Annotated in this window: 15 protein-coding genes; 2 read left to right on the plus strand and 13 right to left on the minus strand. The window is 68.4% G+C overall.

Features of this window, described 5'->3' with window-relative positions:
- Positions 1 to 46 precede the first annotated feature (46 nt).
- Together tsf and rpsB are read right to left on the minus strand one after the other, a co-directional pair.
- A complete protein-coding gene (gene tsf, locus AC25YV_RS08180) occupies positions 47 to 874 on the minus strand; it encodes a translation elongation factor Ts (protein ID WP_488123332.1) in 828 nt (275 codons plus the stop codon).
- A gap of 92 nt (positions 875 to 966) precedes the next feature.
- The gene (gene rpsB, locus AC25YV_RS08185) at positions 967 to 1947 is read right to left on the minus strand and encodes a 30S ribosomal protein S2 (RefSeq protein WP_488123333.1); all 981 of its coding nucleotides are present in this window, start codon (positions 1945 to 1947) and stop codon (positions 967 to 969) included.
- 298 nt (positions 1948 to 2245) lie between these two features.
- On the opposite strand from rpsB, the gene AC25YV_RS08190 reads away from it, so the two are divergent.
- Positions 2246 to 2770 (plus strand): murein hydrolase activator EnvC family protein, encoded by a 525-nt coding sequence (locus AC25YV_RS08190; protein WP_488123334.1) that lies wholly within the window; start codon positions 2246 to 2248, stop codon positions 2768 to 2770.
- 5 nt (positions 2771 to 2775) lie between these two features.
- On the opposite strand, the gene AC25YV_RS08195 is transcribed toward AC25YV_RS08190, so the two are convergent.
- The 9 genes from AC25YV_RS08195 to AC25YV_RS08235 all read right to left on the minus strand — a co-directional run bounded on the left by AC25YV_RS08195 (position 2776) and on the right by AC25YV_RS08235 (position 9921).
- The gene (locus AC25YV_RS08195) at positions 2776 to 3678 is read right to left on the minus strand and encodes a tyrosine recombinase XerC (RefSeq protein ID WP_488123335.1); all 903 of its coding nucleotides are present in this window, start codon (positions 3676 to 3678) and stop codon (positions 2776 to 2778) included.
- Positions 3679 to 3760: 82 nt separating this feature from the next.
- Positions 3761 to 4957 carry a DNA-processing protein DprA gene (gene dprA / locus AC25YV_RS08200; protein ID WP_488123336.1) on the minus strand — a complete coding sequence of 399 codons (1197 nt, stop codon included), beginning with the start codon at positions 4955 to 4957 and terminating at the stop codon, positions 3761 to 3763.
- Positions 4954 to 6480 (minus strand): YifB family Mg chelatase-like AAA ATPase, encoded by a 1527-nt coding sequence (locus tag AC25YV_RS08205; protein WP_488123337.1) that lies wholly within the window; start codon positions 6478 to 6480, stop codon positions 4954 to 4956. Before AC25YV_RS08205 ends, dprA begins: the two co-directional genes overlap by 4 nt.
- On the minus strand, positions 6477 to 6845 hold the full coding sequence (locus AC25YV_RS08210) for a YraN family protein (protein ID WP_488123338.1): 369 nt from the start codon (positions 6843 to 6845) through the stop codon (positions 6477 to 6479). Before AC25YV_RS08210 ends, AC25YV_RS08205 begins: the two co-directional genes overlap by 4 nt.
- Before the next feature lie 96 nt (positions 6846 to 6941).
- Positions 6942 to 7265, minus strand: a complete 324-nt coding sequence (locus tag AC25YV_RS08215; RefSeq protein ID WP_488123339.1) for a DUF2469 family protein — start codon at positions 7263 to 7265, stop codon at positions 6942 to 6944.
- Positions 7266 to 7313: 48 nt separating this feature from the next.
- A complete protein-coding gene (gene rnhB, locus AC25YV_RS08220; RefSeq protein ID WP_488123340.1) occupies positions 7314 to 7973 on the minus strand; it encodes a ribonuclease HII in 660 nt (219 codons plus the stop codon).
- The gene (lepB, locus tag AC25YV_RS08225; protein WP_488123341.1) at positions 7970 to 8737 is read right to left on the minus strand and encodes a signal peptidase I; all 768 of its coding nucleotides are present in this window, start codon (positions 8735 to 8737) and stop codon (positions 7970 to 7972) included. The genes rnhB and lepB overlap by 4 nt, the downstream gene beginning before the upstream one ends.
- A gap of 164 nt (positions 8738 to 8901) precedes the next feature.
- Positions 8902 to 9249, minus strand: coding sequence for a 50S ribosomal protein L19 (gene rplS, locus AC25YV_RS08230; protein ID WP_488123342.1), 348 nt, complete (start codon positions 9247 to 9249; stop codon positions 8902 to 8904).
- 177 nt (positions 9250 to 9426) lie between these two features.
- The gene (locus AC25YV_RS08235; RefSeq protein ID WP_488123343.1) at positions 9427 to 9921 is read right to left on the minus strand and encodes an MFS transporter permease; all 495 of its coding nucleotides are present in this window, start codon (positions 9919 to 9921) and stop codon (positions 9427 to 9429) included.
- 112 nt (positions 9922 to 10033) lie between these two features.
- Between AC25YV_RS08235 and map the strand changes: the two genes are divergently transcribed.
- Complete coding sequence (gene map, locus AC25YV_RS08240) at positions 10034 to 10816, plus strand: type I methionyl aminopeptidase (protein WP_488123344.1); 783 nt, start codon at positions 10034 to 10036, stop codon at positions 10814 to 10816.
- 49 nt (positions 10817 to 10865) lie between these two features.
- On the opposite strand, the gene AC25YV_RS08245 is transcribed toward map, so the two are convergent.
- Both AC25YV_RS08245 and trmD read right to left on the minus strand, forming a co-directional pair.
- Positions 10866 to 11534: a hypothetical protein gene (locus AC25YV_RS08245; protein ID WP_488123345.1), complete on the minus strand. Its 669-nt coding sequence runs from the start codon at positions 11532 to 11534 to the stop codon at positions 10866 to 10868.
- A gap of 395 nt (positions 11535 to 11929) precedes the next feature.
- The gene (trmD, locus tag AC25YV_RS08250) at positions 11930 to 12634 is read right to left on the minus strand and encodes a tRNA (guanosine(37)-N1)-methyltransferase TrmD (RefSeq protein WP_488123346.1); all 705 of its coding nucleotides are present in this window, start codon (positions 12632 to 12634) and stop codon (positions 11930 to 11932) included.

Genomic DNA, 12634 nt, shown 5'->3' on the forward strand with positions numbered 1-12634 from the left:
CATGCGAAGGGCCCGCATCGCAGTCGATGCGGGCCCTTCGGTCGTCTTACGCGCCGACCTTGAAGCGGGCGAAGCCGGTCAGGGTGAGACCGGCGTCTTCCGCAACCTTCGCGACGGAGACCTTGTTGTCCTTCGCGTAGTCCTGGTCGAGCAGCGAGACCTGCTTGACGAAGGCGTTGACACGGCCTTCGACGATCTTCGGGAGCGCAGCCTCGGGCTTGCCCTCGTTGCGCGAGATCTCGGTGACGATCTCACGCTCACGCTCGATGTCTGCGGCGGGGACCTCGTCACGCGACAGGTACGACGGGTTGGCGAACGAGATGTGCTGCGCGATGCTGCGAGCCGTCTCGGTGTCCGATCCCGTGTATGCGAGCACGACGCCGACCTGCGGGGGCAGGTCCTTGCTGGTCTTGTGAAGGTAGATCTCGAAGGCGTCGCCCGTCAGGGTGCGCACGCGACGCAGTTCGACCTTCTCGCCGATGATGGCGGCCTCGTCCGAGATGAGCTCCGCGATGGTCTTGTCGCCGGCGGGTGCGGCGAGAGCGGCCTCGGCGGAGTCGGCACCGGCGGCGATCGCCGCGTCGAGGACCTTGTCGGCGAGAGCGATGAAACGCTCGTTCTTCGCGACGAAGTCGGTCTCGGTGTTCAGCTCGATGATCGTGACGGTGTCGCCGGACTGCTTCGCGGCGACGAGGCCCTCGCTCGTGGAGCGGTCGGCACGCTTCGCGTTGCCCTTCGCGCCCTTGAGCCGCAGGATCTCGACGGCCTTCTCGAGGTCGCCGTCGGCCTCCTCGAGCGCCTTCTTGGTATCGACCATGCCCGTGCCGAGCTGCTCACGCAGAGTCTTGATGTCGGCGATCGTGAAGTTTGCCATGTAGCGGCTCCTTGGTTGTGTGAGTTCTCGTGGATGTCCCGGTCGGGTGGGCGTGCGCCGCACCCGACCGGGACCTCGTCGTGTGAGGAGTCTTACTCCGCTGCTTCCTTGGCGGCCTCTGCCTCATCGGCGGCGACCTTGGCGGCGGCCTCGTCCTTGACAGGTGCCTCAGCGTCCTGGCTCGCGTCGTCCGCGGCTTCGGCGGCGGCCACGTCGCCGGCGACGGCGTCGTGCGCTGCAGCACCTGCGACGTCGGCAGCCGACTCGGTCGCGGCGATCTCGACCTCAGCGACATCGGTCACAACGGGCGCACCCTGCTCGAGCAGCTCGCGCTCCCACTCGGCCAGGGGCTCTGCGGCCTGCTCGGTCTCACCCTGCGGCTGGTGACGCTGGATGAGGCCCTCAGCGGCGGCATCCGCGATGACCCGCGTGAGCAGGCTCACCGAGCGGATCGCGTCGTCGTTGCCGGGGATCGGGTACTGGAACTCGTCGGGGTCGGCGTTCGTGTCGAGGATGCCGATGACCGGGATGCCGAGCTTCGTGGCTTCGTTGACCGCGAGGTGCTCGCGCTTGGCGTCGATGACCCAGATGGCCGACGGGGTCTTCTGCAGGTTGCGGATACCGCCGAGCGACTTGTGCAGCTTGTCGAGCTCGCGCTTCTTGAGCAGCAGCTCCTTCTTGGTGAAGGGGCTCGAGGCGGGGTCGTCGTAGTCGAGCTCTTCGAGCTCCTTCATACGGGCGAGGCGCTTGGACACCGTCTGGAAGTTGGTGAGGAGGCCACCGAGCCAGCGCTGGTTGACGTAGGGCTGGCCGACACGCGTCGCCTGCTCTGCGATGATCTCCTGCGCCTGCTTCTTCGTGCCGACGAAGAGGACCGTGCCGCCGCGGGCGACCGTCTCCTTGACGAACTCGTATGCCTTGTCGATGTAGCCGAGCGACTGCTGCAGGTCGATGATGTGGATGCCCGAGCGCTCGGTCAGGATGAAGCGCTTGACCTTCGGGTTCCACCGGCGGGTCTGGTGTCCGAAGTGGACGCCACTGTCGAGCAGCTGGCGAATGGTGACGACGGCCATGGCCGTTCTCCTGTTCTGGCGCATGCGCGCCTCTTGCGGTTGTTTTCCGCCGACGATGTCGGCGAGCCTGGTGCCCGGCGCACGCCCGCTCTTGTTCGAAGAGACCGGTGGGAGTGGATGCCACGCCGTACGATTCCGGGGAATCCTCGGCGCTCTGGGCACGCGTAGTCATCTCGACAGACGAGATGCGCCTCCAGTGTAACAGGCGGGGCTCCTCCCCAGCGGGCTCCGGGCGGCGATGTCACACGGGTTTTCGCAGGCCCGCACCACCTCGCCGTGACGCGGTGAGAATCGGGTGGTGAACGCGCAGACGAATGTCTCACCGGCTAGGCGCAGCCTCGTGTTCGTGCTCGCCCTGGCGTGCTGTCTCGGGGGCCCGGCGCCGGCCGCAGGCTCTCTCGCTGCGTCGCCTGCGCAGCCCGCGTGGGTCTGGCCGTTGGCCGCGTCGCGGATCGTGGCGCCCTACGAGGCGCCTCCCCACCGATACGCCGCGGGCCATCGCGGTATCGATCTCGCGCCGGTCGGCGATGCGACCGTCGTCACTCCCGCGGCGGGGATCGTCGCCTTCGCGGGCTCGGTCGTCGATCGCCGCTTGGTGACCATCGATCACGGCGAGGGGATCGTGTCGACCCTCGAACCGGTCGACCCCACGGTAGAGGTCGGTGCCGTCGTCGAGCGGGGCGCGGCGATCGGCACGGTGTCGACGGGCGGGCACGCGGTTTCCGGCACGCTGCATCTCGGGGTGCGGCTGCACGGCGAGTACGTCAATCCCCTGTTGTTCCTCGGCGGCATCCGCCGCGCCGTGCTGCTCCCCTGCTGCTGACCGGTTCAGGCGCGCGGGTGCGCCTGACGGTAGCTGGCCGTCAGCCGTTCGCTCGACACGTGCGTGTATATCTGCGTCGTACCGAGGCTTGCGTGACCGAGCATCTCCTGCACAGCACGCAGATCGGCGCCGCCGTCGAGCAGGTGGGTCGCGGCCGAGTGCCGCAGCGCATGAGGTCCGACCGTTCCTCCGGCAACGGGCGACACTGCGCGTGTGACGACGTCGTAGACGGCGCGGGGCCCGACCCTGCTGCCACGGGCCCCGAGAAAGACAGCGCGCCCCAGACCGGCCTCGGTGCGTGCGGCCAGTACGGGGCGGGCGCGGACCAGGTAGGCGTCGAGCGCAGCCGCGGCGGGGACACCGTACGGCACGACGCGTTCTCGGTCGCCCTTTCCGACGACGCGCGCCGTTCGGGTCTCACGGTCGACATCATCGAGGTCGAGCCCGCACAGTTCGGCGACGCGCACCCCCGCGCCGTAGAGCAGTTCGAGCATGGCGTGGTCGCGGAGCGCGAGGGGGTCACCGTCGGCGGCGGACGCGCGGGCGGCATCCAGCATCGTGGCGAGCGCATCGGCGGTGGCGACGCGAGGCAATGTGCGCCCGCGTTTGGGGGCGACCAGCCGCAGGGTCGGATCGGCAGCACGGACCCCGTTCTCGACCGCCCACGCGAAGAACCCGCGGGCGGATGCCGTGCGCCGAGCGATCGTCGAGCGCGCGTCGCCGCGTTTGGTCGCCTGCCAGAGCCACTCGCGAAGCTTCTCGAGATCGATGCTGTCGACTTCGACGTCACCGACGACGCGGGCGAGATCGGTGAGGTCGGAGCGGTACCCCCGCACGGTTGCAGGCGAGAGGCGGCGAACATCGGCGAGATGCCGCACCCACTCCTCGATCGCGTCACGCACGTGCATGCCCCCCAGCATGCGTGGCCGCGGCGATGCGGTCGTGGCGGCTCGCCGTCTCCGCGGCTCACGGCCGCACCGCCTCACCGCCTCACCGCCGGGAGCCGGGCACCATGCGCCAGCCGCGTGTGTCGCGTTCTGCTTCGCCGGTCAGCCTCAGGAGGCCGAGGAGGGACTCGACGTCGCCACCGCTCATTCCGCTGCGCCGGGCGATGTCGGGCACGTCGCGCCAGGAGCGCGTGCTGAGCGCATCGCGGACGCGGCTCATGTCGTCGGTCGGTGGACGGTCGTCGGGTGTCCGTCGGTCATCGGGCGGCGGGTCGGGCAGCATCGAGCGGTAGCCGAGCATGTCGAGCACGTCGGCGCTGCTTGTGATGCACTCCGCGCCGAACTCGCGCAGCAGACGGTGGCAGCCCACCGACGACGCGCTCGTGATCGCTCCGGGAACGGCACCGAGCGGCCGTCCCAGCGCAGCGGCGTGTCCCGCCGTGTTGAGCGAACCGCTGCGAGCACCGGCCTCGACGACCACCGTCGCGTCGGCCAGCGCAGAGATGACCCTGTTCCGCTGCAGAAAGCGCCACTTGGTCGGGGCTGCTCCGCACGGCACTTCACTCACCAGCACCCCGGATCGGGCGATCTCGTCGATGAGCACGCTGTGACCGCGCGGGTAGGCCTGGTCGACTCCTCCCGCGAGCGATGCGATCGTCGTGCCCCCGACGCGGAGGGCCGCCCGGTGCGCGCTGCCGTCGATGCCATACGCCGCGCCGGACACGATCGTCACGCCATGGCTCGCCAGGTCTGCCGCGAGCTCGGTCGCGACGTGGTCGCCGTACGCGCTCGCGGCGCGCGCGCCGACGATCGCGACGACGGGCGCCCCGAGCGAGAGCAGACGCGGATCGCCGCGCGCCCAGAGCGCGAGCGGAGCGTGCTCGCCGAGGTCAGCGAGAGCGGTCGGCCAATCCGGGTCGGACGGCATCACCAGGGCGATGTCGGCAGCCGTCGCGTTGCGCAACGCCGCCGCGATCGTCGCGGGCACGAGCCGCGGCGTCCACCGTGCGAGATCGGCGCCGTTGAGTCCGGCGTCAGCGCGTCCTATCGCGTGCGACAGCGCGCCCGAGGCCCCCTCGGCCCCGACGAGGCGTCCGGCCGCACCATCACCCGGCTCGACGAGGCATGACCAGATGGCGCGCGCGTACCGCTCGACCAGCGATGCGTCGTCGTCGTGGGGCCGCGCGAGCGAGCCGAGGGCCGCGCGGGCGTTATCGGGTGTGAGATCGATCCACGTCACAGCGTGAGTCCCTTCTTGAGGTAGAGCGCCCTGCCGACGTCGTCGAGTCCGGGCTGCGAGCGTCCGGCAAGGTCGGCGAGGCTCCACGCGACGCGCAGCACCCGGTCGTAGCCGCGCAGTGTGATCGCCCCGCGGTGCAGCGCCGCATCGAGCGGTCGACGCACCGTCGAGGCGGGCGCGTGCGGACCGTCACGCAGCCACGTGCCCGCCACATCGACATTGACGCGCCAGGGCGTGTCCCGCAGACGATGAGCCGCCCGCTCCCGCGCCTCTGCGACACGCTCGCGCGCCCGAGCTGTGGTCAGCCGGGGACTGCGTGTCTCGCGGGTCGCGACCGCGACGCGCTCGAGGTGCAGCTCGATGTCGATGCGGTCCAGCAACGGACCCGACAGACGCCCGAGGTAGCGCCTGATCGCCATCGGCGTGCAGATGCACGCCCCACCCCGCACGCCGTATTGACCGCACGGGCACGGGTTCGTGGCGAGGATCAACTGGAAGCGGGCCGGAAATGCGGCCGTCACCCCCGCGCGGTGGATCTCGATCGCGCCTTGCTCCAGAGGCTGGCGCAGCGCGTCGAGCGCCGAGGCCGGGAACTCGCCCGCCTCGTCGAGAAAGAGAATGCCGCCGCTCGCGCGGGCGATCGCTCCCGGGCGCACGACCCGCGACCCGCCGCCGACGAGCGCGGCGATGCTGGCGCTGTGGTGCGGCGCTTCGAACGGGGGCGTGCGGGAGAGCTTGGCGATGGGTCGGCCCGAGAGCGAGAGGATCGACGCACACGCGAGCGCGTCGCGATCGCCGAGGTCGGGAAGGATGCCCGCCAGCCGTCGCGCCAGCATCGTCTTTCCCGCGCCAGGCGGTCCGGACATGAGCATGTGGTGCCCGCCGGCTGCCGCGACGACGATCGCCTCGACCGCATCTGCCTGGCCGACGACGTCGGCGAGATCGAGCGGCTGCGACGCGGGTGCCGGCGATACCCCCAGCGCGACGGGACTCTCGTCGTGCACCTCGATGTCGGCTCCGTGGCGCGCGGCGACGGACGCGAGGTTCACAGCACCGTGTACGTCGATGTCGTCGACGAGCCGTGCCTCGGAGAGATTCGCGTGCGGCACGACGACGCGACGCATGCCCGCGCGGGCTGCCGCGACCACCGCCGGAAGGACTCCGGGCACGGGACGCAGACGCCCGTCGAGGCCGAGCTCGCCGACGTGCACCGTGGAGGCCACCGAGGCCGGATCAAGCCCGCCCTCTGTCGCGAGCGCGGCGACGGCGATCGCCACGTCGAAGCCCGAACCCTGTTTGGGCAGCGCTGCGGGTGAGAGGTTCACGGTGAGTCGGCGGCGAGGCAGCTCAAGGCCGCTGTTGGCGGTCGCATTGCGCACACGCAGCACGGCTTCTCCCAGCGCCTTGTCGCCGAGCCCGATGATCCGGAAGTCAGGGGTCTGGTTCGTGAGGTCGGCCTCGACCTCGATGAGATGGCCATCGAGGCCTGTCAACGCGACCGACCACGTGCGTGCGACGCTCACGTCACCTCGAGATCGTCGATGAGCTCGATCCGGCCGCACGCGGGGTCGTCTCCCACGATCCCGACGGCGGCGAAGCGCAGCCGCCGGCCCTGAACCGCCTCGCGATGCTCGGCGATCCACGCCATCGCGAGTCGCCACAGGCGGGAACGCTTTCGGGCGTCGATCGCCTCGAAGGGATGCCCGAACTCCTCGCTGCGCCGCGTCTTGACCTCGACGATCAGGAGGTCGCGAGAAGTCACGGCGACGAGATCGAGTTCTCCTGCGCGACACCGCCAGTTGCGATCGACGATCGCGTACCCGAGCTTCTCGAGGTGCTCTGCCGCGCGCGTCTCGCCCGCGCGTCCGAATTCGTCTTTGGCTGCCATCGCCCCAGCATCGGCGCTGCGACATCACCGCGGATCACGCGGGCGGCATCCGTGGATCGACGACCGGGAATCCCTCTTCGGGAGGAGCCTTTTCGGTCAGCTGTCGAGGGACAGCTCGTCGGGAAGCTGGAAGTCCCGCCGTGTGAGCTCTTCGATGTTGACGTCTTTGAACGTCAGCACCCGCACGCTCTTCACGAACCGATCGGCTCGGTAGATATCCCACACCCACACATCGCTCATCGAGATCTCGAAATAGAAGTCGTGCTCGGTGTCGCGGCGCACGACATTGACGTCGTTGGCCAGATAGAACCGGCGCTCGGTTTCGATCACATACTGGAACTGCGATACGACGTCGCGATACTCCTTGTAGAGCGCGAGCTCGAGCTCGCGATCGTAGTCCTCGAAAACGTCGTCATCCATGGTGCCTCCAGCTTAGACGGGCCGCGCTGAGGGGACGGCATCCGTCCGTCAGAACAGCGTCGGCGCGTCGGTGATCGCCCACGAGGCGCGGTGATGCGCGCTGATGCCATGCGCGCGGATGGCTTCGCGATGCGTCGGGCTCGCGTAACCCTTGTTACGCCCCCAGTCATACTGCGGCAGATCGTCGTGCAGTCGGGTCATCAGGGTGTCACGAGCGACCTTCGCGATGACGGATGCCGCCGCCGCGCTGGCGCAGTCGCGGTCCGCCTTGACGACAGGTCGCACCTGCAGGCCCACAGCCCCCGCCGGCGTGATGTAGTCGTGGTTGCCGTCCAGCAGGACGATCGCATCTTCGGGCACGATCCCGTGGGCGCGCAGGTCAGCGAGGGCGCGGATCGTCGCGAGACCCAACGCCCGCATGATGCCGACCTCGTCGATCTCGGCGGAACTGGCCCACCCGACCGCGCTGGCGGACACCCACTGCACCGCGCGAGCTGCCACCGCAGGGCGGCGCAGCTCGGGTACGAGCTTGGAGTCGCGCAGACCCTCAGGCACCCTTTGGCGCGAGCGCCGCGCGTCGATGACCGCCGCGCCGACCGCGACAGGACCCGCCAGCGCGCCGCGGCCCACCTCGTCGCACGCGATGACGATCGCGTGCTCCTTGAGCAGCCGTCGCTCGAGCGTGAGACGCGGCGCCGTCACCGTCATGGCGCGTCGGCCCCCTCCGGGTCGGGTACGCCCGAGAACACCTCATGGTGGAAGTCGAGAAGTGAGAAGCGGTCGAAGGGCCACGTGATGACGAATGCGCGGCCCACGACGTTGTCGACGGGGACGAATCCCTTCCCCGGCTGGTTCGTGTTGTAGCGCGAGTCCTTCGACCGGTTGCGGTTGTCGCCCAAGACCCACAGGCTGCCTTCGGGCACGACGACATCGAACGTGTCGGCCGACGCAGGGCTGCCTCCGGGCAGCTTCGTGTACGGCGTCTCGTCGATCGGCACCCCATTGACGGTGAGCTGGCCGAGCGCATTGCAGCAGACGACGTGATCGCCCGGCAGTCCGATGATGCGCTTCACGAGATGGTCGTCGCTGTCGGGCGCGGTGAGTCCCACGAAGCCGAGGACCCCGTCGATCGCCTCGATGAACGGCGCGCGCTCGGGTCGCGTGCTGGGTGGCAGCCAGCCTCCGGGATCGCGGAACACGACGATGTCGCCCCGCTCGTAGCCCGTGAACCGCGGTGTGAGCTCGTCGACGAAGATCCGGTCGTTGACGACGAGGGTGTCCTCCATCGAGCCGGACGGGATGTAGAAGGACCGCACGACGAAGGTCTTGACGAGGAAGGACACGAGCACCGCGACCAGCACGATCACGATGACGTCGCGCAGGAAGATGAGCCAGCTGCGACGACCGCTGCTGTCATCAGAGGTGTCCGAAGACCGAGCTGGTTCAGCCGACGCCGTCTGCTCGGTGGTCATGGAGATCCTTCGCGGGGAGAACGCCGGGCGGCGGCGGAACCGTCCTCCAAGGTTCGCACATTCGGAGGCGACAGGACGCCCGGGCACAGCCGATTCTGCCGAGCTGTCCCGGGCATGGTACGACGATGCCCCGGACACGTGGTCCGGGGCATCGCAACACGAGGTCAGTTCTCGCGCTTCTCCTTGATCTTGGCCTTCTTGCCACGGAGGTTGCGCAGGTAGTAGAGCTTCGCGCGACGCACGTCGCCGCGGCTCACGATCTCAATGTGGTCGATCACGGGGCTGTGCACCGGGAAGGTGCGCTCCACGCCGACCTGGAAGCTGATCTTGCGGACCGTGAAGGTCTCGCGGACGCCGTCACCCTGGCGGCCGATGACGACCCCCTGGAAGACCTGGATACGCGAGCGGGTGCCCTCCGTGATGTTGACGTGCACCTTGACGGTGTCACCGGGGCCGAAAGCGGGAATGTCGGAACGCAGCGATGCTGCGTCGACCGAATCGAGGATCTGCATGATCGTTTCTCTCTGCGACCGCCACAGGTCGATCGCGGGAAGGAATGGAAAGGATGTCGTGTGTCCGAAGCCATCGGCATGGATCCGAAGGGCAGACTCCCCTGAGGCAGAGTCGGGTCAGGACACAAACAGCCATTCTGCCACGGATGACGGATGCCACCAAAATGGGGCCGCGGATCAGCCCAGAGGTGACCCGGGCTTCTCGGTGATGACGATGACGTCCTCTGCCACGGGCTCGGAACGGGGCGCCGCCGGCGCGATGTAACCGACCCCGCTGCTCGTGCGCAGCAGGAAGGTCGAGGGCTTCGCCTGATTCCACAGCTGAGCCAGTTCGAGCCAGAAGAGTGCAAGGCCCGCGATGATGGCGGTGACGACCGTCGGGGCCCACCAGGTGGGGTCGAAGAAGCCGAGCGCGATGACGAGCAGGTGCCATACCGTCAGGCCGGCGACGTCGGCCCAGGACACGGCGCGATGCGCACGGACAGTGCCACGCGCGCGAATGAGCAGGGTGAGCACGAGCTGCCAGATGAACACGCCCGGGATCGCGAGGAAGAGCACCCAGAGGAACCCCCAGGCGCCCGCGTTGAAGACGCTCCAGCCGATGAGCAGCCACAACGGCAGCACGAATGCGGCCGGGATGAGCCAGCCGAAGAATGCACGTCGCAACCACATGGCTCTGATGCTACGCCGCCCCGGCGGAGGGCAGCAGGGCGCGCAGAGAAGGACACAGCAGATTCCCCGCGTCGGGTCCGCCAGAATGGACGAAGTCGATGAGAGGACTCCCATGATCGAACTGCGCACCCCCGCCGAGATCGAAGCGATGCGCCCGGCAGGACGATTTGTCGCCGAGACCCTCGCAACGCTGCGCGACGAGACCAAGGTGGGCACGAACCTCCTCGCGATCGATCGTCGCGCCCACGAGCTCATCCGCCGAGCCGGTGCCACCTCGTGCTACATCGACTATCACCCCTCCTTCGGGGCCAGCCCGTTCGGCAAGGTGATCTGCACATCGGTCAACGACGCTGTGCTGCACGGACTCCCCCACGACTATGCGCTGCGCGACGGCGACCTCGTGTCCCTGGACTTCGCCGTGTCGATCGACGGCTGGGTGGCAGACAGCGCCGTGTCGTTCGTCGTGGGCACACCCCGCGACGAAGACCTCGCCCTCATCGACACGACCGAACGAGCCTTGAGCGCGGCCATCGCCACCGCCACCGTAGGACACCGGGTGGGCGATATCTCGCACGCGATCGCCGAGATCGCGCACGCCGACGGCTACTCGATCAACACCGATTTCGGCGGCCACGGCGTCGGCCGCGAGATGCACGGCGATCCGCACGTGCCGAACGACGGCAAGCCCTCGCGGGGCTATCCGCTGCGCGCGGGCCTGGTGCTGGCTCTCGAACCGTGGTTCCTGCAGACGACCGATGAGCTCGTCACCGACCCGGATGGCTGGACGCTGCGGTCCGCCGACGGCTCGCGCGGCGCCCACTCTGAGCACACGATCGCCATCACCGAGGACGGTCCCGTCATCCTGACCGACCGCTCGTTCCTCGGCGTCGACTAGTCGTTCTTCCCGGAGGTGCTGCGTCGAGGGCGTCTCAACCGTCGCCTGCTTACGAGCGGTCCCGGAGAGGGGTCTCAAGCACGGCGCGAACCGAGTCCTTGAGCGCTCGGTGGTAGCTGGTGAGGAGCAGCTTGGTGTGTCGGAGATCCTCCGCGCTGAGCCCGGAATGCGCGTCACCCTGATTAGCCCTGTAGAGCGCTTCGGTGTCCCGGTCATGCAGCTGGAAGAACCTGACGGTGAGCAAGTCCATGACTCGGTGCCATAATTGCCGCGGCTGATCGTCGGCGAAGTAGCCTTCGAGGCGATTCTCCAGTATCTCCCCCGTCGCCCGACTCTTGAGGTACTGCGCGTCCAGTGCTGATCGAGCAGCCGCTGTGTCGTGGTCATACCTCTTGGCGCGCCAGTAATTCTGCGCACTGAGGTACAACGTGCCCGCGGCGTCGGTCATCGCAGAGATCAGCTCCTGCCGCAACTCGTCGTCCGCGCGCGCTCTTTCCTGGTCCCGGACCATATCGGCACGGAGCTCTTCGTGGCGGCGCAGCGCATCCTCTCGGGCGTGTTGCTGTGCCTTGTCCGCGGCTTCGCGGCGACGCGTGACCATCGACGTGATCGCCCAGACGAGGAGGCCGCCGATGAGAACTGTGATAAGCGGGCCGATAGCCGCCACGAGCAACCGCTCGCCGAGGGGTGTCTCCTGCGCCAGCACCCACTGCTGCATGTGAGAAAGCTAGCCCGCCACAGCCTGAGCTGTCTACGACACCGCTAGTGTGCGAATCGTCCCGAGCGTATCCTCGGATGACCAGGGAAAAGAGACGGGCACGGGCATTCGAACGGGCGGCGATGGCGCGTTGGCTCGTGGGCCTATCGCCATCGATTCAGGAAATCCGCGCTGAGATCCACGGCGTTCTACAAGGAGGCAACGATGCGTGCCAGGCCCAATAATCCCGACCACGACACGGACCAGAATCAGGAGGAAGAGGAGGAGGAGGATCGACGACCTCTGCGAGGAGTCTCGAACCTACGGCTCGGCTAGGTATATGACCTGACGGCAGCTCCCCGATGGGTTGAGTCCTAGGACACGGACTGTCACCGTCACTGTCGGCCAGACCGTTCTCACGGGGAGAGCGACTCGTCCGGCAGAAGGTCGGGCCGGCGTTCACGCGTGCGCTCGATCTGCTGCTCCCGGCGCCACGCGGCGACTTTGCCGTGGTGACCGCTCAGAAGCAGCTCGGGCACGTCGTACCCGCGCCAGGACGCGGGCTTCGTGTACGACGGGTACTCGAGCAGGCCGTCCTCATGGGATTCCTCGACGAGACTCTCGGGGTTTCCGACGACGCCGGGGATGAGCCGGCCGATCGCCTCGATCATCGCCATCGCGGCGACCTCTCCCCCGTTGAGGACATAGTCCCCGAGGCTCACGAGCCGCACGTCGCCGAGCGTCGCGGCGTACGAGAACACACGCTCGTCGATGCCCTCGTAGCGTCCGCAGCCGAACACGAGGTGCGGCGCGGTGGACAGCTCGCGGGCGGTGGCCTGGGTGAATCGCTCCCCCGCGGGCGAGGGGAAGACGAACACGGGTGGGGATGCGGCATCCGAGACGATCGAATCGAGCGCTTCGCCCCACGGCTCGGGCTTCATGACCATGCCGGCACCGCCGCCGTATGGCGTGTCATCGACCGTGCGATGACGATCGTGCGTGTGATCGCGCAGATCGTGCACGCGGATGTCGAGCAGTCCGTTGCCACGGGCTCGGCCGAGAAGCGAGACCTCCAGCACGTCGAAGAACGACGGGAAGATCGAGACGACGTCGATGCGCAC

Source organism: Microbacterium sp. Y832, from assembly GCF_057669765.1.

Bases quoted from the DNA above. Each gene is read 5' to 3' on its own strand.
- tsf (WP_488123332.1), bottom strand. From the start codon at position 874: ATGGCAAACTTCACGATCGCCGACATCAAGACTCTGCGTGAGCAGCTC.
- rpsB (WP_488123333.1), bottom strand. From the start codon at position 1,947: ATGGCCGTCGTCACCATTCGCCAGCTGCTCGACAGTGGCGTCCACTTC.
- AC25YV_RS08195 (WP_488123335.1), bottom strand. From the start codon at position 3,678: ATGCACGTGCGTGACGCGATCGAGGAGTGGGTGCGGCATCTCGCCGAT.
- AC25YV_RS08210 (WP_488123338.1), bottom strand. From the start codon at position 6,845: ATGGCAGCCAAAGACGAATTCGGACGCGCGGGCGAGACGCGCGCGGCA.
- AC25YV_RS08215 (WP_488123339.1), bottom strand. From the start codon at position 7,265: ATGGATGACGACGTTTTCGAGGACTACGATCGCGAGCTCGAGCTCGCG.
- rnhB (WP_488123340.1), bottom strand. From the start codon at position 7,973: ATGACGGTGACGGCGCCGCGTCTCACGCTCGAGCGACGGCTGCTCAAG.
- lepB (WP_488123341.1), bottom strand. From the start codon at position 8,737: ATGACCACCGAGCAGACGGCGTCGGCTGAACCAGCTCGGTCTTCGGAC.
- rplS (WP_488123342.1), bottom strand. From the start codon at position 9,249: ATGCAGATCCTCGATTCGGTCGACGCAGCATCGCTGCGTTCCGACATT.
- AC25YV_RS08235 (WP_488123343.1), bottom strand. From the start codon at position 9,921: ATGTGGTTGCGACGTGCATTCTTCGGCTGGCTCATCCCGGCCGCATTC.
- map (WP_488123344.1), top strand. From the start codon at position 10,034: ATGATCGAACTGCGCACCCCCGCCGAGATCGAAGCGATGCGCCCGGCA.
- AC25YV_RS08245 (WP_488123345.1), bottom strand. From the start codon at position 11,534: ATGCAGCAGTGGGTGCTGGCGCAGGAGACACCCCTCGGCGAGCGGTTG.